This is a genomic window from Pseudomonas sp. C2B4 (assembly GCF_013359695.1).
Taxonomy (GTDB): domain Bacteria; phylum Pseudomonadota; class Gammaproteobacteria; order Pseudomonadales; family Pseudomonadaceae; genus Aquipseudomonas.
This window is the reverse complement of the sequence record NZ_JABFMU010000010.1, coordinates 99782-125368: the sequence shown is the minus strand read 5'-3', so window position 1 is coordinate 125368 and position 25587 is coordinate 99782. Positions and strand designations below refer to the sequence as shown.

The window sequence follows — 25587 nt, the reverse complement described above, 5'->3', positions numbered from 1 at the left end:
TGGGGTCACCTCAAGGTCGGAAAGGGTCAGGATCTCCCTTGCAGGACTTTAAGCGTGCAATAACGTCAGGGGCTGTATTAGCAGTGTCGATCCTGCCCGTCTCATCTATGTAGATGTCTATCGTCCTTCCCCATTTTGGGGTGATGTCAATGCATCGCCTGTATTTGCTGTGAGTCCACCAATCGAACATCATAAAAAAATCTTCGTCCGGAAATATGTGCCCGGTATCGACCGAAGCTTGCCCGGGAAGAATTCGTTCCCTGTAAATCCTGTGTTGTGTGTTCCACACTGTTCGCAACTCCTCTGTGCCCTCTTTGGAGTAATGAACAATGACTCTGGGAGTCGTTACGTACCAAAATACGAATGGGGCAATCAGGAGGAGTAGGATTTTTGTTCCCAGATACCGAGTCTCAGATTTTTTTGCAGTCGTGGACATCGACACCGTCTCCCCATTGCTCCGGCGTGACGGCAAGAACCTCAGCCATGATCATTTTGGCGGTAATACCACCATTAGGGTGATGGCTATGGAGTTTGATGCCGATACTGATGGATATCCGGTCCGGGGCGTCATCCCACGCACGCAGCCCGTCAATGTCGGCAGAACGATGAGGTCCTTTCCGTTTTTGCTCTTCCCAAGGTATTAAGGAGCCCATTTCCTCAAGTTTCCTTTTCGTGTCTGAGACGATCTGCTCGGCACCGGCCCCGTCCAAAAGGGCGCTTTCGGAGAGACCACCGGCTCGTCCTACGTAGCCATAGTGGATGTTCGACCAAATATCATAGAAATATTCGTACTTCCCTTGTTTGTGCCAGATTCCCCCAATGGTCCTGCGGATTTTCGGCTTGTGATCCCACGGACGGTCCTGGCCCACTCGTTCAGTCCATATCGCCATAGCGGCCGCGACTTTTGCAGCCCCAATAGCTTGGGGGCTGGTCGTACCGACTTGGGCATACCAGGGAAGCTCCATTCGTTTGCGGGTCTCTTGCGTAACGTCGTAGCTGAGCAGCTCTTTCATCTTCAAGACCGAGGAATCGTGGATATTGCGATTCATCTCGTCCGCGATGTAGCTCGCCAGCTCTTCCATCATGTCAGGGTGATTGCAAACGGCAGACCCCGGCGCGGATTCAGACTGTTTGATCGATGTATTGGGATCAATCAGAGCATTAGCGGCAGTCGCCTTCTCCGTGAGCTTCGGATCAGCCAACAAGGTCGCCATTTTCTCATCGTCCACTGAACCATCCGGCCGAAATACGCCGAGCGCTGCAAAGTTGATGATCGTTGCGCCGGGAGCAGCCCCCATGACAAAGCCACCGCCGACATCACCTGAGCCAGTGATGATCGTCCCGCCGTGGCTGGTGGGGCTGCCCAAGTGGGCCATGGGGCGGCCATTGACCTGAATGGAGGGGAAGCCCGTGGTGATGACCGCGCCGCACCCGCACACATCACCGACCCGAGCGGTGCCCATGAAGTTGATGTTGACGTCGGCACTGGCAGTGGCAATAGGGGTCGTGCCGTGACCGGATAATGGGCAGACGTGTATGTCGCCCAGTCGAGAAGTGGGAATCATGAGTCGTCCTTGTGTCGCCAATCCATGTTGAATACCAGCTAAACGCTGACTGGCGCGACCCTATCAAATTCCCTTGGGGGTGAATGTAGGAACGGTCCGATTTCATCGAAAACCGTAGTGCCGTTACCTGAACCCTTGTCAGTCCGTAAACCGCAGCTCCCGCGTCTGACCCAGCAACAACGGGCCATTCAGCTCGGTCACCTCCCTGATGTAATCCCACAACAGGGTGATCCGCTTGAGCTTCCTCAGGTCCTCGCGGCAGTACATCCAGAACTGGAAGGAACGAAAGGTTAACCCAATGAATACGGGGGCTAACCGCCATGAACATCCTTTCAGAGAATCGTCCTGTCACAAGTGCTGTCACAAGTTTTGCCATTCATCTGAGGCCGACTACGCGGCTCGCCAAGCTCTACCACTATCGACGCAACGGCATTTACTATCTGCGCCTCCGCGAAACCGGGAGCACCAGTCGGACTGCTTCCGTTTCCCTCAAGACCACCGATAGACGAGCCGCTATGGACGCTTCACAACGACTTGCAGAGACCATTAAGGCATTCCACCTGGATCATCCGAAGGCGACCTTTAGTGAGTTGAAGGAGCATCTGTTGTGGATGGCTGAGAATCTGCTGTCTACCGCTCATGAGGTTCATTCGTTGCGTGACTGGGGTGACCTTTACGAAGACGTGAAGACGAACCTCGCTGAGATCGCTGCCACGATGCCGCTCAGTGTCGATCAGCATGAGCATGTAATGAACGCAAAGCAGATGATGGCTGCTGCTCAGGCACGACTACAAGGCGACTCAGTACCGTTGGTGAAGATCATTCGGGACCTTGAGGGCGAACATGGGCAAATGGGGGAAAGTGTCCCTGCTTCCCTATCTGTATTAGCGTCGCCGCCGATGACCTTCGAAGTCCTCTCCGGGCTCTATCTGGCTGATCGAGGGCAAGGCCAAAAGCCTTCGACACTGAAGGAGACCAAGCTGTGCCATGGAGTCCTCTCCGTGCAGCTGGGCGACCTTGACCTACGAAAGCACTCAAGGGCAGACCTCGTAGCTATGAGAGATCGCCTACATGCAACCCGTGCGGCATCCACGGTTAACAAACTGATCGTGAAGCTCTCGGCTGTGTTCGCGTGGGCAGTCGAGAATGGTCATTTGATCAAAACTTATGACAAGAAGCTGAAGCTCACCAAGGGTCTTGAGTCGACCCGTAAGGCATTCTCTCAGGCTCAAGTGGTCAGGATCATGGCTTACGCGAGCAACCTCCCTGAGACCTCATGGAAGCGCTGGCTGCTCAGTCTTGGAGTCATCACTGGCGGGCGTCTTAACGAAATCTCTCAATTGACCACGAGCGACATTCAGACTCTTGAATCCGGGATCACAGCCATCCATATCAATGAAGTCGGGGAAGGCAAATCAATCAAGAACAAACGCAGTGAGCGATTGGTGCCGCTGACTGACAGAGCTTACGGATTCGACCTTGCTGCATTCTTACGATATGTAGATTCATGCAAGCTCAATGGGGCGGAGTCATTGGCGCAGATTGGTTACAAGACAGCGGGTGACTGGGCGAACCGCCAAGCGATCCCAGCGGCTCTTGGAGATGATCACAAGGCTGGCCTGACGTACCACTCACTCCGTCACTCGTTGTCTTCTCTCATGCAGGTCAAAGGGGTTCCTACAACTCACGCTCAGGCCGTCATGGGACACGCATCGGGGACTATTACATTCGACACATATGGTTCTGGGGTTCCGGTAGCCGTCATTGCTGAGATGCTTTCTGGCGTATTCCGGGACGTTGGCTGATTCATTCCAGATCTGTCCTGCTGATCAGCAAAGGAGGGCGGAGGTCCCTCCACAAAGACGACTCGATCTTTACGCGCTCCTGTGTGAAATCTGTGTGTTTCTCTGAAGGGTGGGCCTATAGATTTCATAGGAATGCCGGTTTAGGTTCCCTTGTTGCGCCATTTAGCTCCGTTATGTATTGGCTTAGGACGTATCAATTAACGGATCGGATACCCGTAGGGGGCACCGAACCGTCAAGACTCTTAAAGCGCTGATCGTGGCTCAGGTTCTGCTCTGGTCACATCAGCCAATGTTGTCGGAGTATCTTTTAAACTGGTCGTGCTTCAATTTGTTTACTCGATCATTAATCATCATGCTAATCCGCTCAGGAGGTTTGTCTCCCCATTCTTCAGTATCTCCCATTAGCTGGTGCATGGTGTCAGAGGAAAGATGTTTTCCAAGTTGCAAGCCAGCAGTTGTGGGCAGTAAGTCAGAAAAAGCTTTCCTAACGTTTTCAGCATTGGCTGCCAAGGAAACGAAGTTAAGGATGAATTCAGGTCGCATGATGTAAGGGACATTTCCTTGAGACTCGACAAGTGCTTTGGAAAAATTCAATACATGTGTTTCTTTGGTTAGCCACCATGTCCTGTAACCAAAGCCATCGTAGATACCCGATTCATCATTTTTCTTTCTTTGGGCATAAGTGGCATACGCCATCAAAGCATCATTGTATGAAAGGTCCTCGTGCTTGACGGCCCTTGCTTCATCAAGTTTTGCCGCAAGTTCCTGGACTTTTTCATCATTTACAGACGACTTTAATTCTTCTGTTGTGAGGAATTTCATGCTGAATTTTTGAATCAAGAAGCCCTTAAGATCCTCTCGTGCGGTTTCTGAACGATTTCGAAGGGCAGAGTGTGTGACAATTTGCTCTATGAACTGTGCCCAAGTCTTAGGGCCGTTTGCCGACTTGCGAGAGTGAAAGTATGCTCGAATCATAATTCGGTCACTATCAACGGTCATGTCGCGCCGTAGATACTTTTCTTGCTCCGCATAATGATTTCTGAATTCCAAGTCGGTGGCATGCAAGTGCGTGAAAACCTCATCCAATACAGGCTCGGTCAACGTCAGCTCTGAGCCCAGTTGTTTGCACACTTCAAGTATTCTGGTGACTTGCTGGTTTTCTTCCTTTACGTATCTCTCAGAGATAGCCTTAACAATCAGGTCGGTGCCGATGAGTAATCTGAAATTACCACCCATTTTGTTAAAGTACTCAAGCAATCTCGGTGCAGATTGCATTGTTACCAATAGGCAGGATGTTTTAGAGAGGTATGCCATGTATTCTCTTTCTTCAATTGAGGGGTGGTAAAATATCCCTCGAAGAGAGTTTAAACATGCACCAAACATTTCTGGGGTAAGAGACTTTCCGTGGTCGATTTCGGAAAGGACTTTTACCATGATGTCTTCAACTACTTGATCTGAGATATGAATCGTCTCAAGCTTTCCCTCCAGAAATGCTGCGAGTAGAAGACCCTGGTCGATGAAGTAGCGATGTACGGTTTGAAAAACTAAAGTGTTGCAAGCGCTTTTTTGTGTGGCTTTCTCTATTTCGCCTATTTCTCCTACCAGTCTGTCAGTAATCGAATGGCGAAATTTGCTTTGTCTCGCCACTGCTGCGCTTGCTTCAGTAGCCAGTATTGTTCGCATCTCAAAGGGCAGAGAAAAGCAGTCAGTCGCTTTGTAGTATCTGAGGCGCTCCACGCCGCCCGCGACTTTAGTCATCAGTGCAGATAACCGTTTATTGAGATTTGGAAGCAACACGTTTTTTGCTTGAGGGAACAATTCTGATATTGAGTCGTGTATCGATGCACGGCTTGCCAGAATTTTTGTATCTGGATCGGTATCTCTAAGAGACCAATAAATTAATGCGTCTAAAACTTGCTCGTTTAAATGGTTCTTGACGTGTTTGTTTTTTAATTCGTAGTTTAAATAGACGTATACCGTCGGGTCAGTAGCGTATTCGTTCACGGAGGTTAAATTGCTGGATGCGGCTCGCGACAGAGCGGAAATTTCTGAAGTGAAAAAATCGTAAAACATACGATTGTACTTTTCGTCAGTATTGACATAGCCCTTAATTCGTTCGTAGTCCCTGAACTGAACCATCACGCCATGCTTGTCAATAACCTCTTGTACGATGATGTCCGACTTTGGTAATGCAATGCTGGTGGCATAGATTATTTGTCGTGGCGTGCGACCGCTGGTTTGTAGCGCTTTTATTGTTTCGTTAACTTTTGCTTTTACGCCACCTTCGGCAGTAATTGTAAATTGTACAAAAGTATTTGGCTTTCCAGATATCTCTTGTATGTAGCTGGACAGTGCCCCATCCGCCCCGCCATCATGGATTCCTCCCATTGGGATAAAAGTTTCCTTAAATACGAGACCGAATAATTGCTTCGCGAATACCTCGAAGCGAACACCGGAAATCCTTCCCATTAAATAAGAAAACAAATCATCTGGGACAATCTTTATTGACATTAGATAGAACCTCCTTGGTTGGTGGGGCAGCTTTACAGTTTTTATAAATTAGGCCAATCGAACACCGAATCTCTGGTTTTGTCAATGCGAAGATTTCCCCAGCGATCAAGGTTGGATAAACCTTCCCTCATTGCCTCCTCATCTTCCCCTCATCGCTGCGATTGGTGGATAAAAGTAGGTCGGTGAGACTTGTGGTTCAACGCCGAGAATGGTGTCTGAGGGCTGGAGTTAAAAACCCTCACTATGGTTACCGTGAAAATTAACCTCTCCTATTAAGTTTGTGGCAGCGTAAGCTGAATATGCACAAAGCTAATTGGTGAAATTTAATTCCCCTCACTATTGCGAGTAGGACAGCATTTTGTCCGTCAACATAGGAGCCCAATTAATGACTACCGTTTCTAATCGTCTGAAAACCACCATCGACACTACAACTGGGCATGAGCTGACTTTCGATACCTACACAGGGGAGGTCCTTGTAAGTCAAAAAGAGATCATAAAAAGACATAAAGTTACCACCGATGTTGGCTCCCAATGTCGACACCCGGTCGATGCCCGCACTTCCGAGGAACTCACAGAGATCCTTTCCGTTCACGATTACTGGGCCGATAATCTAACGATTGAGCCTGAGAAGCTTCTGGACTTATTGGAGACTGGAGCAATTTCAGTGGGCGCCATCAAGTTGTTCCGGCAGATCCTCCTCGGGTTGGCGGGACGGAACATTTGGTTTGGCAAGCTGACCGACGTCGCGACCAAGCGTGAGATCGGAGACTTAACCCGCGCTGGCTTAATCCGTGTGATCCGACAGGGGAAAGCGATGCCTACCAAGGTAATTGTGCATCCGTGGTACGGCTGGCGCGGGGACCGGATGAGTCGTCAGTCCTATATTGGTGCCTGGATTCGCATTGCCAGCGACTGAGGTCAAGGTTCCGAAACGGTTACCTGTAGATGGCTGTAGACCATGCCTGCCGTGGGTCTCCGAATCAGCCTATAAATATAAAAGACCAACTTAGAGGGCCCATGAGGGTGGCCGACAAGACGGGTAGTTGTGTCGATTATTATCCCCCCGATAAGGCCTCCTGAAAGAAACCTACCTGCTTCATCGCGACGAGCCCAAGTGGGCCAATTGAAATGTCACGTCTCTCTCTGGGCAAGCATGAGCTTGTTACCAACATTTAACCCAACAGAGTCTTTCTGATTTTTCCCCTGTGCCGTTTTCCAGCCCCTTGTCTTGGATAGCTGTGCTGGCTCTATGGGAACGAAGTCAGGAAGCAGTCATAAGGAGTCAAGATCAATGAACATGACAAACAACGCTGTAACCATCTTAGAGAACATCTCAACGGCTGGTGCGATTAACTCGACGACTCTCAATGGTTTGCCCGGTATGTCGTCTTTGGAGATCGCAGAGATCACCAGTAAGCGGCATGACCATGTTCTAAGGGATATCCGAAAGATGCTCGCAGAACTGGACGCTGACGCCCCAAATATGGGGAGTGAGATCAAATATGTCGAGACCACCTACCAAACAAGCCGAGGTCGATTCGAGCCACTGACGGTCCTTGATAAGGAGCTGACCTTTACGCTGCTCTCCCGATATTCCTTCAAACTTTCCAATATGATCGTCAAGCGTTGGCTTGAACTGGAAGGTTCAGGTTTTGAGCGTGTGTCTATTCAGGCCTCTGTGTTGCATCTTGGAGAGCGCGAGAAGGACATTCGGAGCGTTGCCTTGCAGGGGGTCAATCGACGTCGCTTCAAGCGTTCTCTTAACCCCATTGAGAAGGAGCAACAGAAGTGGAAGCGTCAGGCTAAGCGATACGCGGACGCTAACCCGATGCGCTAACCATTCTTTAGGAGGACGCATTGGGCAAGCTACAGGCTATCTATCAGGGCTGTACGCTCGTCCACCTCACCCAATGGATGTGGTCGCGTAGCTCCTTGACGGAAATCTGACAGAAATTTCCGAGACATCACCTCATTGATTCATTTCCCCGCTGGTTCCCCCGGTACGGCCTCGCTCAGATGCTTAATCTCTTACCCTCATCGGGTCGCTACCGAGTCTATGCGCGCCCTGTAAGAACCCTTTCGACTGTCACAAGTGGTGTCACAACCCCTGTCACAAACCGTTGCCAAGAGTCTCCTGAGGTCGTTAGGATGAGTCTTCCTTTCTTCTTCCAGATTCTTAATCCACAAACCGCAGTTCCCGCGTCTGGCCCAGCAACAACGGGCCATTGAGCTCTGTCACCTCGCGGATGTAATCCCACAACAGGGTGATCCGCTTGAGCTTGCGCAGGTCCTCGCGGCAGTACATCCAGAATTGCCGGGTGATGTTGATTTCCTCCGGCAACACCGGCAGCAAACGTGGGTCCTGGGCGGCGAGGAAGCAGGGCAGGATGGCCAGTGACCGGCCTTGCTGCGCGGCCACGAATTGGGCGATCACACTGGTGCTGCGCAAATTCGCGCTGGCACCGGGCAATACGTTTGCCAGGTACAGCAACTCCGAGCTGAACGCCAGGTCGTCGACATAACTGATGAATGAATGTTTACCCAGGTCTGCCGGGCGGCGGATGGCGGGGTGGTTGTCCAGGTATTCCTGGGTCGCGTACAGCTGCAAGCGGTAGTCGCACAGTTTGCAGCAGACGTACGGCCCATGCTCCGGGCGTTCGAGGGCGATGACGATGTCGGCCTCGCGCTTGGACAGGCTGATGAAGTGCGGCAGCGGAAGGATGTCCACCGAGATCGCCGGGTAGGCGTCGACGAAGTGGCTCAATTGCGGGGTAATGAAGAAGCTGCCGAAACCTTCGGTGCAGCCCATGCGCACATGACCGGACAGCGCCACGCCGGAGCCCGACACCTGCTCACAGGCCATGTGCAGCGTGCTTTCGATCGACTCGGCGTAACCCAGCAGCCGCTGGCCTTCAGCGGTCAGGACAAAGCCGCTGGTCCGGGACTTCTCAAATAACAACGTGCCCAACGACGCTTCCAGCGAACTGATGCGTCGCGACACCGTGGTGTAGTCGACCGCCAGGCGCTTGGCGGCGGTGCTGGCCTTGCGGGTGCGGGCGACTTCAAGGAAAAACTTGAGGTCGTCCCAGTTCAGCGAGCCTAAGGACGTGATGTTTTTTTGCATGTTGGACCGGCTTATATGTGCGTTCTTATCAGAAGTTTGCACATCTATACTCCAAAAACAGCCCAACAACCAATTTGCGGCACACGCCTCTTCTCAAGGCGAATTTCTCGCCTTGGCTCCCCTGATAAGAACAATGTCCAGGAGACCCACATGAACGCTTCGCTTACGCCTAACGAAACCACCGTACAAAAGGTCAAGCTGTTGATCGACGGCCAGTGGGTCGAATCCAAGACCACCGAATGGCACGACATCATCAACCCGGCAACCCAGCAAGTGCTGGCCAAAGTGCCATTTGCCACTGCTGAAGAAGTCGACGCAGCGATCAGCGCGGCCCATCGCGCCTTCCAGACCTGGAAGCTGACCCCGATCGGCGCGCGGATGCGCATCATGCTCAAACTCCAGGACCTGATTCGTCAGCACTCCAAGCGTATTGCCGCAGTGCTCAGTGCCGAGCAAGGCAAAACCATTGCCGACGCTGAAGGCGACATTTTCCGTGGCCTGGAAGTGGTCGAGCACGCTTGCTCCATCGGCTCCCTGCAAATGGGCGAGTTCGCTGAAAACGTCGCGGGCGGTGTCGACACCTATACCCTGCGTCAGCCTATCGGCGTTTGCGCCGGTATCACGCCGTTCAACTTCCCGGCCATGATCCCGCTGTGGATGTTCCCGATGGCCATCGCCTGCGGCAACACCTTTGTACTCAAACCGTCCGAACAAGACCCGATGTCGACCATGCTGCTGGTGGAACTGGCCATCGAGGCCGGCATTCCGGCAGGCGTGCTCAACGTCGTGCACGGCGGCAAGGACGTGGTGGACGGGCTCTGCACCCATAAGGACATCAAGGCGGTGTCCTTCGTCGGTTCGACCGCGGTCGGTACTCACGTTTACGACCTGGCCGGCAAACACGGCAAGCGCGTGCAATCGATGATGGGCGCGAAGAACCATGCCGTGGTGCTGCCGGATGCCAATCGCGAACAAGCGCTGAACGCTCTGGTGGGTGCCGGTTTCGGCGCAGCCGGACAGCGTTGCATGGCCACTTCGGTCGTGGTGCTGGTGGGCGCGGCCAAGCAATGGCTGCCTGATCTGAAAGCGCTGGCGCAGAAACTCAAAGTGAACGCCGGCAGCGAGCCGGGCACCGACGTTGGCCCGGTGATTTCGAAAAAGGCCAAGGCGCGGATTCTCGACCTGATCGAAAGCGGCATCAAGGAAGGCGCCAAGCTGGAGCTGGACGGTCGCGAGATCACGGTTCCCGGTTACGAGAAGGGCAACTTTGTTGGCCCGACCCTGTTCTCCGGCGTGACCACCGACATGCAGATCTACACCCAGGAAATCTTCGGCCCGGTGCTGGTGGTGCTGGAAGTCGCCACCCTCGACGAGGCGATTGCCCTGGTCAACGCCAACCCGTTCGGCAACGGCACGGGCCTGTTCACCCAGAGCGGTGCGGCGGCGCGTAAGTTCCAGACCGAAATCGACGTGGGTCAGGTCGGTATCAACATCCCGATTCCAGTGCCGGTCCCGTTCTTCAGCTTCACCGGTTCCCGTGGTTCCAAGCTCGGCGACCTCGGCCCGTATGGCAAGCAAGTGGTGCAGTTCTACACTCAGACCAAGACCGTCACCAGCCGCTGGTTTGACGATGACAGCGTCAACGACGGCGTGAACACCACCATCAACTTGCGCTAAGGAGCCGGACATGAAAATCGCTTTTATCGGTCTGGGCAACATGGGTGCGCCGATGGCGCGCAACCTGATCAAGGCCGGGCATTCGTTGCGTCTGGTGGACCTGAACAAAACCGTGCTGGCGGAGCTTGAGCAACTGGGCGGCAGCATCAGTCCCTCGGCCCGCGAAGCGGCACAGGACGCGGAACTGGTGATCACCATGCTGCCGGCTGCGGTGCATGTGCGCAGCGTCTGGCTGGGTGAAGATGGCGTGCTTGCCGGTATCGGCAAAGGCGTACCGGCGGTGGATTGCAGCACCATCGACCCGCAGACTGCCCGTGACGTGGCTGCGGCGGCGGCCAAACAGGGCGTGGCCATGGCCGATGCGCCGGTCTCCGGCGGCACCGGCGGTGCGGCGGCCGGCACGCTGACCTTCATGGTCGGCGGCACCGCGGAGCTGTTTGCCACCCTGCAACCGGTGCTGGCGCAGATGGGCCGCAACATCGTCCACTGCGGCGAAGTCGGCACCGGCCAGATCGCCAAGATCTGCAACAACCTGCTGCTGGGCATTTCCATGGTCGGCGTCAGCGAAGCCATGGCCCTGGGCGACGCCTTGGGTATCGACACCAAGGTGCTGGCCGGCATCATCAACAGTTCCACCGGGCGTTGCTGGAGTTCGGAGATGTACAACCCCTGGCCCGGTATCGTCGAAACGGCGCCAGCCTCGCGCGGCTACACCGGCGGTTTCGGTGCCGAACTGATGCTCAAGGATCTGGGTCTGGCCACGGAAGCGGCGCGTCAGGCGCACCAACCCGTGGTGCTTGGCGCGGTGGCCCAGCAGTTGTATCAGGCGATGAGTTTGCGTGGGGAAGGGGGCAGTGACTTCTCGGCGATCATCAACGGCTATCGCAAGCCGCAGTAACGGGCGGCTGTGATGAGTTGGGTTTGAGTTTGAAACCTGTGGGAGCGAGCCTGCTCGCGAAAGCGGTCTGTCAGCCACATTGATGTTGGATGGGCCGGCGCATTCGCGAGCAGGCTCGCTCCCACAGGGTGCGGTATGTGCGCATCGACATTTGCCGGGACATCACGTCGGGTGATCTCCCGGCTTTTTTATGCCTGAAAGATCATGAACCGGTTCGATCAGGCATTCGCACGCTGGCAAACGTCGATTCGTTTCGCGCCTGCTCCAGCGCCGTCACCGGTCGGATCGATGGCTGCCGAGCCGTCACGGGCGTTGCCGGCTCGCGACTCATTTCCGAGCCGGCGCGCTCATCGCTCGGAGGAACGCCGAAGTGCTCGCGATAGCATTTGGAAAAGTGCGGCGTGGACACGAAACCGCAGACCGTCGCCAGCTCAATGAGCGACATCGACGTTTGCTTGAGCAATTGCCGCGCCCGGATCAGGCGCAATCTGAGGTAGTAACGCGACGGCGTGCAGTTCAGGTATTTCTGGAACAGCCGCTCCAACTGTCGACGTGACAGCTGCACATAATCGGCCAGGTTATCCAGGTCGATCGGCTCCTCGAGGTTGGCCTCCATCAAGGCGACGATCTCTTGCAGCTTGGGCTGATGAGTGCCCAGCACATGCTTGAGTGGCACGCGTTGATGGTCCTGCTCGTTGCGTATGCGCTCGTAGACAAACATCTCCGAAATGGCGGCCGACAACGCTCGCCCATGATCGCGACCGATCAGGTGCAGCATCATGTCCATGGGTGCCGTCCCGCCGGAGCTGGTGAACCGGTTGCGATCGAGGGTAAACAGGCTCGCGCTCATGCTGACCCGCGGAAAAGCTTCCTGCATGGCCGCCAGAAATTCCCAGTGCACACTGCATTCGTATCCGTCGAGCAGGCCGGCTTTGGCCAGAGCCCAGCTACCGGTGCATATTCCTCCCAGACGCCGGGATTGACGCGCCAGGGCTTTGAGCCAGGTGATGTGCTCGCGGGTGACCACGGTCTGGATGCCGACGCCACCGCAAACGATCACAGTGTCTGCCGCCCAGGGCTCGTCCCAGGAAGCATCCGGGGTGATCGGCACGCCGTCGCTCGCCCAGACGGGTTGGCCGCCGGGGCTGAACGTATGCCAGCGATACAGCTCCTGCCCCGACAACTGATTGGCCATGCGCAATGGCTCCACGGCGGAAGCCAGGGAAATCAGGGTGAATTGATCCAGCAGAAGGAAACCGACGCATTGGGTCGGTTTGCTGTCCAGCAGGGCGGACCTTGATGACATCGTGGTCATGTCCTCACAAAGAGCGATGACGGTCAGAGGCACGGTAGGGTGGGGCGCCGTGCCTCTGGTGTGCGCAACCGGTTTCTCTCTTGGGTCATCCCACGGATGTCGCCCTTGCAGGCTGTGCAGGGTGACGCGACGTGACCAGGCCGATAAAGGAAATCGCCAGCGCCAGGCCAATGGTCGTCGACACTTCGGTACGGTGTTGCGGGGAGATCATCATCACGGCCAGCGCAGCGCAAATGAACGCGATCACCAGCCACGTCAGCCATGGAAACAGCCACATGCGAAAGGCCAGCTCGACGTTCTGTCGACGCAGCATCCGGCGCATGCGCAACTGCGACACCGCAATGGCCAGGTACACCAGCAAGGCAATCGCGCCGGAGCTGGCCAGCAGAAACTCAAACAACCCGGCGGGCATGAAGTAGCTCCAGACGGTAATCGCTGCCCCCAGCACGGTACTGGCGATGACCGCCGCCCGTGGCACGCCTTCGGAGGAGGTTACCTTCAGCGCTTTCGGCGCATCGCCACGACGCCCCAGCGAGTACAACATGCGCGAGGCGATATAGATCGAGGAGTTCATGCAACTGGCCACGGCGATCAGCACCACCACGTCCACCATGAACTTGGCGTGGGGGATGTTCATGATTTCCAGCGCTCGCTGGTAGGAACCTACCGAGGCCAGCAGCGGATCGTTCCAGGGCACCACGGAGATGACCACGAAAATCGACAAGAGATAGAACACGCCGATGCGCCAGATCACCGAACGCGTGGCCTTGGCAATGTTCTGCGACGGGTTGTCGGATTCGGCGGCGGCGATGGTCACCGCCTCGGTACCGATGAAGCTGAACATGATGGTGATGAAGGCGCCCACGACCGCCGACAGGCCATTGGGCGCGAACCCTCCGTGTTCGGCCATCAGGCCGCTCAAGCCACTGACTTCCCGATCGGGAATCCAGCCCATCAACACCGCGAAACCCACGCCGATGAAACCAATGATTGCCACGACCTTGGCCATGGCGAACCAGAATTCGAATTCGCCGTACTTGGAGACACTGAACAGGTTGGTGATCACCAGCGCAATGATCGACAGCAGGGCGAACAGCCAGGCATCGATCTGGGGGAACCACTGGTTCAGCACATGCCCGGCGGCCAGCGCCTCGATGGGGATCACCAGCACCCAGAACCACCAATAGAGCCAACCGATAGTGAAGCCCGCCCAGCGGCCGATGGCCTGGTCGGCATAGGTGGAGAACGAACCGGTGTCGGGATTGGCCACTGCCATTTCACCGAGCATGCGCATGACCAGCACGACCAGCAGGCCCGAGAACAGATAGGCCAGCAATACGGCCGGGCCAGCGGCCGCAATGGCATGCCCCGAGCCTACGAACAAACCGGCGCCGATAATCCCGGCGATAGACAACATGGTGACGTGACGAGGCTTGAAGCCCTGCGCCAATTGGCCACTGGAATCCTTTGAGCTCGGGCTAATCATTATTTTTTTTCTCTGGTGAACGACATTTGAGCGTGCTGATGGGGAGCAGTGATTGTCACGGTTGCCGGATGCCCTTTCTGAAGGCTGCGTCCTCCAGACGCTGCCGTTCCTGTCAAACCCATCATCGCGATGTGGTTATATCGGTGAAAAGCAGCGCCACCTTACCCGGCTTGTCCGGCGCTCCCGTTACCTGATCGCGCCACCTCCGTATCTGAAATCGACATGGGCAAGCTTTGCGTTCGTTATGGAAACCATTGGGTCACGGAGTGGCAAAAAGCAATCGCTTGGTTTTCGAGCATTCTGCCGATGTAGTGGCGAAGCGTCTAGCGTGGGTGTTTTGAGCGTGGACGGGGTGTTCGGAAGGGGATGTGAGTGCGTCGATGGAGGGCGTAGTGTGCAACGAGCAGTTACCTGGATAACGACTCGTTGCGGGTGTCGCTTTTGTAATCGGGTGTCGTTTTGCGCAGGGATCAGGCAAACACAAAATACTTGCGCACGGTCTCCACCACTTCCCAGGTGCCTTTCATCCCTGGTTCGATGACGAAAATGTCACCGGCACGCAGGTGGATTGGCTCTTTGCCTTCCGGGGTGATGATGCAGTAGCCCTCGCGGAAATCGCAGTATTCCCACTTCACGTATTCCACGTACCACTTGCCTGGGGTGCAGATCCAGGTGCCCATGATCTTGTTGCCGTCTTCGCTGGTGTAGGCGTTGAGGTTGACGGTGTGCGGGTCGCCCTCGAGTTTTTCCCATTTGCAGGCGTCGAGTACGGGCAGCGGATGGGTGTCGCGAAGTACGGTAATCGGTGCGTTTGCGGTCATGATGACTCCGGGCGTTTGGGAGAGCTGAGGACGCATCCTGCCGGGCTTGGCGCGGTCCGAGTTGTCTGTGCTCGACATTGAGGTATCCAGAAACGCTCGGTGATGGGTACCCCCCATGAAAAACGCCCCGGCATTCATCGAAGGCCGGGGCGTTTTATTGGGCGGGGTTACTGAGCCACGGGCAGGTTTCGATGCCGGGCCATGCGCAGCCGGTAGCAACCGTAGATCAGCAGCACCCAGACCGGCATGGCGTACACCGAGGCGCGCACCGGCGGGATCATCCAGATCACGCAAATGATCACGGCCATGAACGCCAGGCACAGGTAGTTGGTGTACGGCGACCAGAACGCCTTGAAGCCCGGCACGATGCCGCGTTGGCCCATGGCCTTGCGGAACCTCAGGTGCGTCAGACTGATCAGGGCCCAGTTGATCATCAGGGACGCGACCACCAGGGCGAACAGCAACTCAAGCGCTTCCTGGGGCGCGACGTAGTTGACCAGCACGGCCAGCATGGTGATCAGTGCCGATACGCCCAGTGCCAGCAACGGCACGCCCTGCTTGTTCAGCTTCATCAGCACCTTGGGTGCGTCACCTTGTTCGGCCAGGCCGTAGAGCATGCGGCTGTTGCAGTAGACGCCGCTGTTGTACACCGACAGCGCCGCGGTCAGCACCACGAAATTGAGGATCTGCGCGGCGGCATCGCTGCCGATCAAGGCGAAAATCTGCACGAACGGGCTGCCGCTGTAGGCGTCGCCCGATGCGCCGAGTGTCTGCAGCAGTTGGTCCCACGGGTACAGCGACAGCAGCACGGTGAGCGCGCCGACGTAGAAGATCAGTACCCGGTAAACCACCTGGTTGATGGCCTTGGGAATGACCTTGCGCGGTTCGCTGGCTTCGGCGGCGGTGATGCCGACCAGCTCCAGGCCGCCGAAGGAGAACATTATGAACGCCATTGCCATCAGCAGGCCGCTGTAACCGTTGGGGAAGAACCCGCCGTGGTCCCACAGGTTGCTCACCGACGCTTGCGGGCCGCCGGTGCCGCTGAACAGCATGTAGCAGCCCAGGACGATCATGCCGATGATCGCCACGACCTTGATGATCGCGAACCAGAACTCCATTTCACCGAAGACTTTGACGTTCAGCGTGTTGATCAGGTTGACCAGCACGAAGAACACCGCCGCGCTGACCCAGGTCGGCACCTCCGGCCACCAGAACTGCACGTACTTGCCGACGGCCGTCAGCTCGGCCATGCCCACCAGCACATAGAGCACCCAGTAGTTCCAGCCGGACAGGAAACCGGCAAAACCGCCCCAGTAGTTGTGGGCAAAGTGGCTGAAGGAACCGGCGACCGGTTCCTCGACAATCATTTCGCCGAGCTGACGCATGATCAGGAAGGCGATAAACCCGGCAATCGCGTAGCCGAGGATCATCGACGGTCCGGCGGACTTGAGCACGCCAGCGGAGCCCAGGAACAGCCCCGTACCAATGGCCCCACCCAGGGCGATCAGCTGAATATGACGATTTTTCAGCCCCCGCTTGAGCGTCCCCTGTTGCAATATTTCATCCGCCATCTGGTTCCCTTCTGCTTGTTGTGGCCAGGCCTGATTTCAAAGCGCAGATATTACTCTCGCCAACCTCTTAGTCATACAGGCAGGCGTTGGTTTGAGCCTTTGTTTTCAAGGGCTGCAGGTCTGGTTTGCCATGCGCAACGCTTCGAGCAAGGCTCTGGCATAGGCAGGCAGGTGATCGAACGAGCGAGCGCACAGCAGTAATTTTCGCTGGGCCCATGGCTCTTTCAGCGCGAAGTTTGCGAGCGGTTGGTCGGCAGTCCGGCGCCGCAACGCCGCCAGCGGCACGATACCCAGCCCGGCGCCGTGAGCGACCATGCGCATCACCGCGTCGAAGCCATCGGCGCGGATGCGGATCGGCATGCGCAGGCCCGTGTGCAAGGCCTGCTCTTCCAGGTACACCGCCAAGGCGCTGTTGGCGCTCAGGCCGACATAGTGGTGCTGCAAGGTGTCGCTGAAGTTCGGCGGTTCGCCACCGGCCAGGGGATGCCCGGGCGGCATGATCAGCACCAGCGGATCGTCGCGAAAGGGCAGGGTGTCGAGGCCGTGGGTGTCCACGGCATCCGAGACGACGCCCAGATCCGCCGCGCCTTGGCGCAAGGCGTGGGTGATGCGCGAGCTGGGTAATTCCTGCAAGTCGATGTCGAGGTTGGGATGATCGCGCAGGAAGTCGGCGAGCAACTCCGGCAGGTACTCGGTGATCGCCGTCGTGTTACACAGCAAGCGCACCTGGCCTTTGACGCCGTTGGCGTACTCGGCCAGGTCCTGCTGCATGCGGTCGGCCTGTTGCAGCAGGGTGCGGGCGTGCTGGGCCAAGGCCTTGCCGGCAGGCGTGGGTGTTACGCCACGCCGGCCTCTTTCGAGAAACTCGATCCCCAGAGAGGCCTCCATGGCACGAATGCGTGCACTGGCCGCTGCGAGGGACAGATGACTGCGTGAGGCGCCAGCGGTGATGTTGCCGGTGTCGAGGATGTGCAGGTAGAGGCGCAGGTCGGTGAGGTCGAAGTGCATTGGCAGGCTCTGGATTAGGTGTTGTCCGGATGGACGCCTTCGCGAGCAGGCTCGCTCCCACATTTGAAATGCGCTCCCCCTGTGGGAGCGAGCCTGCTCGCGAAGGCGCCGGAAGCCTCAACTCATACATCAGCCTCTTGCCATGGAAGAGGCACCCTCAGTATATGGCAGATTTTCAACCGACCCATCCGGGCTCACCATAGCCCCATGAACACACTCGCCTCGTTCTACCAAAACCTCGGCCTGGCCCTTTCATTGCTGGTCATCGCCACCTTCCTGCTGGCCGGCATGATCAAGGGCGTCATCGGCCTGGGCCTGCCGACCATCGCCATGGGCTTGCTTGGTCTGGCTATGGCTCCGTCACAGGCTGCCGCGCTGTTGATCATCCCGGCCACGCTGACCAACGTCTGGCAACTGGCATTCGGCGGTCATCTGCTCGGCTTGGTCAAGCGGTTATGGCCGATGCTGGTGGCGATCTTCGTGGGCACTGGGGCGGGCACGCTGTGGATCGGCATGGCCGGTGGGCATTGGGTGGTGCGGGGATTGGGCGCGGCGTTGTTGCTCTATGCGCTGAGCGGACTGTTCCTGCCGACCCTGCGTGTAGGTGGAGGCAGCGAGCGCTGGCTCGGTCCAGTGTGCGGGATGCTGACGGGCATTATCACCTCGGCCACCGGCGTGTTCGTGATTCCGGCGGTGCCCTACCTGCAAGCGCTGGGCTTGAGCAAGGATGAACTGGTGCAGGCACTGGGGCTGTCGTTCACCGTCTCGACCCTGGCCCTGGCCGGCGGGCTGTTATGGCGCGGCGCGCTTGGCGGTGGCGAGTTGAGTGCGTCGTTGCTGGCGCTGATCCCGGCGGTGCTCGGCATGCTGCTCGGGCAGTGGCTGCGCCAGCGGATCAGCGCCGTGTTGTTCAAGCGCGTCTTTTTCATTGGCCTTGGATTGCTCGGCGGCCATTTGCTGATCAGCGGGTAGCGGACGACGGGCTGATCATCTCGATGGCGCGGATCTCGAAATCCCGCTCCAGGTACTCATCGCGCTGAGCAAGAAACGCCTTCATGTGCGGCAGGTTCGAGTGCACGTCGAGATGGGCCTGGGACTGCCAGATCTCGTAGAAGATAAACAGGGTCGGGTCCTGTTTGTCGCGCAGCATGTGGTACTCGATGCAGCCAGGTTCGGCGCGGCTGGCTTCTACATAACCGCTGAAAAACGCTTCGAAGGCGTCGGATTTTTCCGGGCGGGTCTTGGCGTGCAGGATGAAGCCTTGCAGTTCACTCATGAAACGATCTCCTTGGGACAGAATTGGCCGCAGTCTAAGGCAACAATCGCCAATTGATTCGTGCGTGTGGGTCAAATGATTTTTGCGATATGGGCGCTTATTCCGCGCGAGGCAGATCGGTACTCTGCCGCCATCCAATTTCTGACCCTTCCCGAGAACCCTCATGAAAAAAGTCCTGTTGCTCAATGGCGGTAAAAAATTCGCCCACTCCGATGGCCGCTACAACACCACCCTGCATGAAGCCGCGTTGAGCGTGCTGGACCGTGGCGGCGTGGATGTCAAAGCCACCTTCATCGACGAGGGCTATGACGTCGCCGAAGAAGTCGCCAAATTCCTCTGGACCGATGTGATCATCTACCAGATGCCCGGCTGGTGGATGGGCGCGCCGTGGACCGTCAAGAAGTACATCGACGAAGTCTTCACCGAAGGTCATGGCAGCCTCTACGCCAGCGACGGTCGCACCCGTTCCGATGCGTCGCAGAAATACGGCAGCGGCGGCCTGATCCAGGGCAAGCAGTACATGTTGTCCCTGACCTGGAACGCCCCGAAGCAAGCGTTCGACGACCCGACCGACTTCTTCGAAGCCAAGGGCGTTGATGCGGTGTACTTCCCGTTCCACAAGGCCAACGAGTTCCTCGGCATGACCGGTTTGCCGACGTTCCTGTGCGTGGACGTGATGAAACGCCCGGACATCGAAGGCGATGTGGCGCGTTACGAGCAGCATTTGACCGAGGTGTTTGGCCTTAAGGCGTAACGCTCGGCTACTATCGAAAGCCTGAACCTGTGGCGATTGGGTTTTTGTGGTGATGGGCTTTTGTGGCGAGGGGATTTATCCCCGTTGGGCTGCGCAGCGGCCCCAGCATTCGTTCAGATGAATCGAATTGCCGCTATTACGGCTGCTGCGCCGCCGAACGGGGATAAATCCCCTCGCCACATGGGTCCTCTCCAACAGGGTGAATTGCGCAGGGCTATCGATAAGGAACACACGTGAAAGCCAGATCCGATGAGTTGCAGATTTTTGTCTGCGTGATCGAGTGCGGTTCGATTTCGGCCGCCGCCGAGCAGGTCGGACAGACGCCATCGGCGGTCAGCCGCACGCTGTCGCGGCTGGAAGCCAAGCTCGATACGACGTTGATCAACCGCACCACTCGGCGCATGGACCTTACCGAAGAAGGCAAGTATTTCTTCGAACAAGCCAAGCTGATCCTCGATCAGATGGATGAGCTCGAAGAGCGTTTGTCCTCTCGCCAGCAAACGCCGTCCGGGCGCTTGCGTATCAACGCGGCGTCGCCTTTCATGCTGCACGCCATCGTGCCCTACATTGATGAGTTCCGCCGGCTCTACCCTGAGATCCAGCTCGAACTCAACAGCAATGACCTGATCATCGACCTGCTTGAGCAAAGCACCGACATCGCCATCCGTATCGGCACACTCGCCGACTCGACCCTGCACGCCCGTTCCCTGGGTTGCAGTCCGATACACATCGTCGCCAGCCCCGCCTACCTGGAAAAACACGGCACGCCGACGGCCGTGGCTGACCTGGCCAATCACACCTTGCTGGGCTTCACCCAGAACGAAGGGCTCAACCAATGGCCGTTGCGCTATGTGCACGGTGATCGTTGGCCGATCCAGGCGTCGCTCAGTGCCTCCAGCGGCGAGACGATCCGCCACCTGGCGCTGGAAGGCCAGGGCATCGCCAGCCTGTCGCACTACATGACCATCGAAGACATTCGTGCCGGGCGCTTGAAAGTGCTGCTGGCCGAGTTCAACAGCGGTTATCGCCAGCCGATCAACGCGGTGTACTACCGTAACTCGCAGCTGGCCTTGCGCATCCAGTGTTTCCTGGACTTCATCCAGAGCAAGCTGGCGCTGTACGCCAGCGCGGACTTCAAGGACTGATTCGTGATCCCTGCGCAAGAGTGAATTGGGTCGGCGGGGATTTTTCGTCGGGGATCTCTCCCGGATACTCGTTGCATCACTTATCAACGCAGGGAGTTTCTCCATGAACGTATTCGTTACCGGCGTTGCCGGTTTTATCGGCGGCTCCATCGCCACGGGCCTGATACAGGCCGGTCACAAGGTCACCGGCCTGGTGCGCAACGCCGAACAAGCGGATGAGTTGAATGCACTGGGCATGACGCCAGTGATCGGCACGCTTGACGACAGCACATTGCTCGCCGAACAGGCCCGTGCCGCCGACGCCGTGATCAACGCCGCCAGCAGCGACCATCGCGGCGCGGTCGAGGCCCTGCTCAACGCCTTGCGCGGCTCCAACAAAGTCTTCTTGCACACCAGCGGTTCGAGCATCGTCGGCGATGCGTCGGGCGGCAAATCCAGCGACGTCATCTACTTCGAAGACAACCTGCCGGAGCCGACCGTCGACAAGGCCGCTCGCGTGGCCATCGACAACCTGATCCTCGCGGCGGCGAAAGACGGCGTGAACTCGGCGGTCATCTGCAACACCCTGATCTACGGGCACAGCCTGGGCGTGAATCGCGACAGCGTGCAATTGCCGCGGTTGCTGAAACAGGCGCGTAAGAGTGGCGTAGTGCGCCATGTCGGCACCGGCCGGAACATCTGGTCCAACGTGCACATTGAAGACGTGGTGGCGCTGTATCTGCTGGCGCTGACGAAGAACATCCCGGGCACCTTCTACTTCGTCGAAAGCGGCGAAGCCTCCTTCATCGACATGACCACGGCCATGGCGCAGGCGCTGGGTCTGGGCACGCCGCAAGACTGGCCGCTGAAAGAGGCCGAAGCCGAATGGGGTTATGAAATGGCCAACTATGGCCTGGGCTCCAACAGCCGGGTGCGCGGCAAGCTGGCGCGGGAGTTGCTGGGGTGGGTGCCCAAGCGGACTTCGGTGGTGGAGTGGATTCGCAACGAGATGGTGTGAGTTCGCTGTAGACCGCGTCATCGTTCTTCGCGAGCAGGCTCGCTCCCACATTTGACTTGTGGGAGCGAGCCTGCTCGCGAAGGCATTTCTGAAGGCGCATAAGCTGGCCGGGCTGCCCTCGATTCCGTAACATCCGCACACTCTTATCTCGCTACTCCCGCGGTCTCCCCCATGAAATCTAAAAACCTGCGCGCCGATGCCCTGGCCGGGCTCACCACGTCATTTGCCCTGCTGCCCGAATGCATCGCCTTCGCGCTGGTGGCTCACCTCAATCCGCTGATGGGGCTGTATGGCGCGTTCATCATCTGCACGCTGACCGCGCTGTTCGGTGGTCGGCCCGGCATGGTGTCCGGCGCCGCCGGGTCGATGGCGGTGGTGATCGTCGCGCTGGTGGTGCAACACGGTGTGCAGTACCTGTTGGCCACTGTGTTGCTGGGCGGGTTGATCATGTCGGCGTTCGGCTTGCTCAAGCTCGGCAAACTGGTACGCATGGTCCCGCACCCGGTAATGCTCGGCTTCGTCAATGGCCTGGCGATCGTCATTGCCCTGGCGCAACTGGAGCATTTCAAGAACGGTGACACCTGGCTGAGCGGCACGCCGCTGTACATGATGGTCGGGCTGGTGCTGCTGACGATGGCCATCGTGTACCTGATGCCGCGGCTGACCCGCGCCGTGCCACCGGCACTGGTGGCGATCCTGGGGGTGGGCCTGGCGGTGTTTCTGCTCGGCTTGCCGACCCGCACCCTCGGCGACATGGCGCACATTGCCGGTGGCTTGCCGACGTTCGCTCTTCCGGATATTCCGTGGAACCTGGAAACCCTGGGCATCATCGCCCCTTACGCGATCCTGATGGCGCTGGTCGGTCTGCTGGAAACCCTGCTGACCCTGAACCTCACCGATGAAGTCACCGAGAGCCGTGGCTATCCGGATCGCGAATGTGTGGCGCTGGGGGCGGCGAACATGGTGTCCGGTGTGTTCGGCGGCATGGGGGGCTGCGCGATGATCGGTCAGACGGTGATCAACCTCAGCTCCGGTGGGCGTGGTCGCTTGTCCGGGGCGGTGGCCGGGGTGTCGATTCTGCTGTTCATCCTGTTCCTGTCGCCGCTGATCGAGCGCATTCCGTTGGCGGCGCTGGTCGGCGTGATGTTTGTGGTGTCGCAGCAGACCTTTGCCTGGGCCTCGCTGCGGGTGGTCAACAAGGTGCCGCTCAATGATGTGCTGGTGATCATTGCGGTGACGGTGATCACGGTGTTTACCGACCTGGCCACCGCCGTGCTGTGCGGGATCATCATCGCGGCGCTGAATTTCGCCTGGCAACAGGCCCGCGAGCTGTATGCCGATGCCCACCTGGAAACCGATGGCAGCAAAACCTATCGCGTGCACGGCACGCTGTTCTTCGCCTCGACAACACCGTTTCTCAATCAGTTCGATCCGGCCAGCGACCCGGCTCAGGTGACCCTGGACTGTCGCCACCTGAGATTCGTCGATTACTCGGCGATTGCGGCGCTCAAAACACTGCGTGAACGCTATGTGAAGGCGGGCAAGCAGGTGCGTGTGTTTCATCTTTCAGAGCGTTGCAAGCAGATGATCAAGCGGGCGGGAGACGAAACCTAGGGAACCTGGCGCTCAACCCAGCCGTCGAGAACCCACTGTTTCAACCAGCTCGCCGCGACCATTGGCGCCATTTCATCCAGGGTGACGGCCAGCTCCGTACACAGTTGGGCAAAGCTCCAGCCTTCGTGAATCATGCGGTTTAACGCGGCCGACTCCGAGGACTCAAGGCTGCGAAACTGGCAAGTCATCCCGGCACGCCAGATGACGACGGTCTGCGGTTGATCCAGCGCGCAGCTACCCGGAAACCCGGACGCGTCCTTGACCGCTCGCCACAGTGAAATACTGTTGAATTCGCAGTCGACCTGCTGCAAGGACGGTACCGCCCTGACTCGCAGTTCCGGCCATTCTTCAAGGTGCAGGTCAGTCATGTCCTGCACCGTCAATGGCACACCCGATGGCGCATCGAAGGCCAGGGTGAAGGCCCATTCAAGCCCGGCCAGTTCTGCCAGTGGCGCGCTTTGCCCGGGTATCAAATGCTGACAAATGAACGCCGCGAAACCTTTTCCCAGCCAACGCAGGTTGTAGTGGGCGGACGGTGATTGTTGCAGGTAGCTCGCGGCAAGCTGTTCAAATTGTTCATCGCCCAGCCAATGCCAAAGGGTTGGAAAGTCGCTTCGCATGACTTCTTGAAGGCGAGCCCGATAGGCGTTGTGATAAATCGCCAGGCCCGTGTCGACATTCAGTGTCGGGCCACCGATCAGGCTTGTGCTCAGGTGCGCGTGGCAGGCAGGCGACTCACCCAGCAGATAGTCTTCAAAGGCGCGTTGCCAATCGTTCAGGCGCATGCCTGTCTCCTGGCCATTGCGTGGCCACCCAACTCTCGGGCTTTTTGCAGCTCGGCCAGCAGTTCTTCGAAAGGTGGAAAATGGTCATCGCGCTCCAGCAAGGTCGCGACCGGTCCCAAATGTTCGAGGGTTTGTTGATAGAGCGCCCACACCGGATCGCACACGGGTTGATCGTGGGTGTCGATCACGTAATCGCCGTAATCGCTATGACCGGCCAAATGAATCTGGCGAATGTTGTTCGCCGGCAGGCCATGAATGAACGTCAACGGATCAAAGCCATGGTTACGGGAACTGACGTAGACATTGTTGATGTCCAGCAATAGCTCACATCCGCTCTGACGACTGAGCAGATCCAGAAACTCCCATTCGCTGAACGTATCCTCGGCGTTACGCACATAGCTGGAAACGTTCTCCAGGACCAGGGGCCGCTGAAGCAAGTCCTGGACCTTCTGCACCCGAGCGGCCACGTAACGCAGGCTTTCTTCGGTGTAAGGCAAGGGCAGCAGGTCATGCAACTGGTGGGCGTCGCCGCGGCTCCAGCACAGATGATCAGAAATCCAGGCGGGTCTGACCCGGTCGGCCAGCCGCTTGAGTTGATTCAAATACTCGGGATCGAGCGCATGGGGCCCGCCGATGGACAAGGACACGCCGTGCATGACCACGGGGTAGCGTTCGGCGATAGCGTCCAGGTAGTACAGCGCTTTGCCGCCCTGAACCATGAAATTTTCGGAGATGATTTCGAACCAATCCACCGGCGGCGACGAGTCGAGAATTTGTTGGAAATAAACACTGCGCAGACCCAGGCCATAAGCTGGGCTCGATAAACAGGCAGGCATCGGGGGCTCCTTGACAAGGGATGCCGCAGTAGCTGACCGGGCCACTGCGGAGGAACTGACAGTCGGTTACTCGCCGACTTTGCCGCCTTCCTTGGTGCACTCGGCCTGGGTCATGGCCTTGAAACCGTGACCTTTGCAGACAGCCTGGCCTTTGCAGGCGTTTTCTGCGGTCTTGCAGTCGTTCATGCCTTTGCAGGAGGTCACGCCGTAGCAGTGAACCTGTGGCGCGTCAGCGGCCTGGGCTTGTGCGGCAACACCGGCAAACAGCGTCGCGGCAGCGAAAGCGAGAGCAGCACCACCGGTGGTTTTCTTGAAACTCATAGTTACGTCCTCAGTGTTTTCAATGTGTAGGCAGGACGGATGCGCCATCCCGACACAGCACTAGAGAGCGATGTAGCG

23 protein-coding genes and 1 pseudogene are annotated in these 25587 nt (G+C 57.5%); 10 read left to right on the top strand and 14 right to left on the bottom strand.

The genetic code is table 11. The features are described 5' to 3' along the window. Positions 1-10 precede the first annotated feature (10 nt). The 3 genes and pseudogenes from HNQ83_RS31145 to HNQ83_RS10305 form a co-directional block, all read right to left on the bottom strand. On the bottom strand, positions 11-436 hold the full coding sequence (locus tag HNQ83_RS31145; protein WP_256668926.1) for a hypothetical protein: 426 nt from the start codon (positions 434-436) through the stop codon (positions 11-13). Continuing rightward, positions 411-1565 carry a polymorphic toxin type 44 domain-containing protein gene (locus HNQ83_RS10310; RefSeq protein ID WP_175388838.1) on the bottom strand — a complete coding sequence of 385 codons (1155 nt, stop codon included), beginning with the start codon at positions 1563-1565 and terminating at the stop codon, positions 411-413. Before HNQ83_RS10310 ends, HNQ83_RS31145 begins: the two co-directional genes overlap by 26 nt. 138 nt (positions 1566-1703) lie before the next feature. Further along, a pseudogene (locus HNQ83_RS10305) lies at positions 1704-1844 on the bottom strand (LysR family transcriptional regulator); the annotation flags it as partial. A 41-nt stretch (positions 1845-1885) separates the two neighbouring features. Here HNQ83_RS10305 and HNQ83_RS10300 point away from each other — a divergent pair. Next, positions 1886-3370 carry a tyrosine-type recombinase/integrase gene (locus HNQ83_RS10300; RefSeq protein ID WP_256668925.1) on the top strand — a complete coding sequence of 495 codons (1485 nt, stop codon included), beginning with the start codon at positions 1886-1888 and terminating at the stop codon, positions 3368-3370. Between the two features lie 282 nt (positions 3371-3652). Here HNQ83_RS10300 and HNQ83_RS10295 read toward each other — a convergent pair whose 3' ends face one another. Next, positions 3653-5881: a hypothetical protein gene (locus tag HNQ83_RS10295; RefSeq protein WP_175388837.1), complete on the bottom strand. Its 2229-nt coding sequence runs from the start codon at positions 5879-5881 to the stop codon at positions 3653-3655. Positions 5882-6266: 385 nt separating this feature from the next. On the opposite strand from HNQ83_RS10295, the gene HNQ83_RS10290 reads away from it, so the two are divergent. Together HNQ83_RS10290 and HNQ83_RS10285 are read left to right on the top strand one after the other, a co-directional pair. Continuing rightward, positions 6267-6797: a hypothetical protein gene (locus HNQ83_RS10290; RefSeq protein ID WP_175388836.1), complete on the top strand. Its 531-nt coding sequence runs from the start codon at positions 6267-6269 to the stop codon at positions 6795-6797. 375 nt (positions 6798-7172) lie between these two features. Further along, positions 7173-7718, top strand: coding sequence for a Rha family transcriptional regulator (locus HNQ83_RS10285; RefSeq protein ID WP_175388835.1), 546 nt, complete (start codon positions 7173-7175; stop codon positions 7716-7718). Between the two features lie 339 nt (positions 7719-8057). Here the strand turns inward: HNQ83_RS10285 and HNQ83_RS10280 are convergent, their stop codons facing one another. Then, positions 8058-9005, bottom strand: a complete 948-nt coding sequence (locus HNQ83_RS10280; RefSeq protein WP_175388834.1) for a LysR family transcriptional regulator — start codon at positions 9003-9005, stop codon at positions 8058-8060. A gap of 150 nt (positions 9006-9155) precedes the next feature. Between HNQ83_RS10280 and HNQ83_RS10275 the strand changes: the two genes are divergently transcribed. Both HNQ83_RS10275 and mmsB read left to right on the top strand, forming a co-directional pair. Continuing rightward, the gene (locus tag HNQ83_RS10275; protein ID WP_175388833.1) at positions 9156-10682 is read left to right on the top strand and encodes a CoA-acylating methylmalonate-semialdehyde dehydrogenase; all 1527 of its coding nucleotides are present in this window, start codon (positions 9156-9158) and stop codon (positions 10680-10682) included. 10 nt (positions 10683-10692) lie between these two features. Continuing rightward, the gene (mmsB, locus tag HNQ83_RS10270; RefSeq protein WP_175388832.1) at positions 10693-11580 is read left to right on the top strand and encodes a 3-hydroxyisobutyrate dehydrogenase; all 888 of its coding nucleotides are present in this window, start codon (positions 10693-10695) and stop codon (positions 11578-11580) included. Between the two features lie 202 nt (positions 11581-11782). Here the strand turns inward: mmsB and HNQ83_RS10265 are convergent, their stop codons facing one another. From HNQ83_RS10265 to HNQ83_RS10245, 5 genes are all read right to left on the bottom strand, one after another. After that, the gene (locus HNQ83_RS10265) at positions 11783-12886 is read right to left on the bottom strand and encodes a GlxA family transcriptional regulator (protein ID WP_175388831.1); all 1104 of its coding nucleotides are present in this window, start codon (positions 12884-12886) and stop codon (positions 11783-11785) included. A gap of 94 nt (positions 12887-12980) precedes the next feature. After that, a complete protein-coding gene (gabP, locus tag HNQ83_RS10260; RefSeq protein WP_175388830.1) occupies positions 12981-14381 on the bottom strand; it encodes a GABA permease in 1401 nt (466 codons plus the stop codon). 470 nt (positions 14382-14851) lie between these two features. Continuing rightward, positions 14852-15202, bottom strand: coding sequence for a cupin domain-containing protein (locus HNQ83_RS10255; protein WP_175388829.1), 351 nt, complete (start codon positions 15200-15202; stop codon positions 14852-14854). Between the two features lie 167 nt (positions 15203-15369). After that, positions 15370-16773 (bottom strand): amino acid permease, encoded by a 1404-nt coding sequence (locus HNQ83_RS10250; RefSeq protein WP_175388828.1) that lies wholly within the window; start codon positions 16771-16773, stop codon positions 15370-15372. Positions 16774-16878: 105 nt separating this feature from the next. Further along, positions 16879-17781, bottom strand: a complete 903-nt coding sequence (locus HNQ83_RS10245; protein WP_175388827.1) for a LysR substrate-binding domain-containing protein — start codon at positions 17779-17781, stop codon at positions 16879-16881. Between the two features lie 207 nt (positions 17782-17988). Here HNQ83_RS10245 and HNQ83_RS10240 point away from each other — a divergent pair, with 207 nt between their 5' ends. Continuing rightward, a complete protein-coding gene (locus HNQ83_RS10240; protein ID WP_175388826.1) occupies positions 17989-18753 on the top strand; it encodes a sulfite exporter TauE/SafE family protein in 765 nt (254 codons plus the stop codon). Here HNQ83_RS10240 and HNQ83_RS10235 read toward each other — a convergent pair. Further along, positions 18743-19057 (bottom strand): putative quinol monooxygenase, encoded by a 315-nt coding sequence (locus HNQ83_RS10235; RefSeq protein WP_175388825.1) that lies wholly within the window; start codon positions 19055-19057, stop codon positions 18743-18745. The genes HNQ83_RS10240 and HNQ83_RS10235 overlap by 11 nt on opposite strands. Before the next feature lie 163 nt (positions 19058-19220). On the opposite strand from HNQ83_RS10235, the gene HNQ83_RS10230 reads away from it, so the two are divergent. The 4 genes from HNQ83_RS10230 (at position 19221) to HNQ83_RS10215 (ending at position 23567) form a co-directional block, all read left to right on the top strand. Next, the gene (locus HNQ83_RS10230) at positions 19221-19811 is read left to right on the top strand and encodes an NAD(P)H-dependent oxidoreductase (protein WP_175388824.1); all 591 of its coding nucleotides are present in this window, start codon (positions 19221-19223) and stop codon (positions 19809-19811) included. A gap of 233 nt (positions 19812-20044) precedes the next feature. Beyond that, a complete protein-coding gene (locus tag HNQ83_RS10225; RefSeq protein WP_175388823.1) occupies positions 20045-20956 on the top strand; it encodes a LysR substrate-binding domain-containing protein in 912 nt (303 codons plus the stop codon). Between the two features lie 103 nt (positions 20957-21059). After that, a complete protein-coding gene (locus tag HNQ83_RS10220; protein ID WP_175388822.1) occupies positions 21060-21953 on the top strand; it encodes an NAD-dependent epimerase/dehydratase family protein in 894 nt (297 codons plus the stop codon). Positions 21954-22124: 171 nt separating this feature from the next. Continuing rightward, the gene (locus HNQ83_RS10215; RefSeq protein ID WP_175388821.1) at positions 22125-23567 is read left to right on the top strand and encodes a SulP family inorganic anion transporter; all 1443 of its coding nucleotides are present in this window, start codon (positions 22125-22127) and stop codon (positions 23565-23567) included. On the opposite strand, the gene HNQ83_RS10210 is transcribed toward HNQ83_RS10215, so the two are convergent. The 3 genes from HNQ83_RS10210 to HNQ83_RS10200 all read right to left on the bottom strand — a co-directional run bounded on the left by HNQ83_RS10210 (position 23564) and on the right by HNQ83_RS10200 (position 25509). After that, positions 23564-24352 (bottom strand): DNA-binding domain-containing protein, encoded by a 789-nt coding sequence (locus HNQ83_RS10210; protein WP_175388820.1) that lies wholly within the window; start codon positions 24350-24352, stop codon positions 23564-23566. The two genes, HNQ83_RS10215 and HNQ83_RS10210, sit on opposite strands and share 4 nt — an antisense overlap. Beyond that, positions 24343-25188: a DUF692 domain-containing protein gene (locus tag HNQ83_RS10205; RefSeq protein ID WP_175388819.1), complete on the bottom strand. Its 846-nt coding sequence runs from the start codon at positions 25186-25188 to the stop codon at positions 24343-24345. The genes HNQ83_RS10210 and HNQ83_RS10205 overlap by 10 nt, the downstream gene beginning before the upstream one ends. A 66-nt stretch (positions 25189-25254) precedes the next feature. Next, positions 25255-25509 carry a hypothetical protein gene (locus tag HNQ83_RS10200; RefSeq protein ID WP_175388818.1) on the bottom strand — a complete coding sequence of 85 codons (255 nt, stop codon included), beginning with the start codon at positions 25507-25509 and terminating at the stop codon, positions 25255-25257. Positions 25510-25587 lie beyond the last annotated feature (78 nt).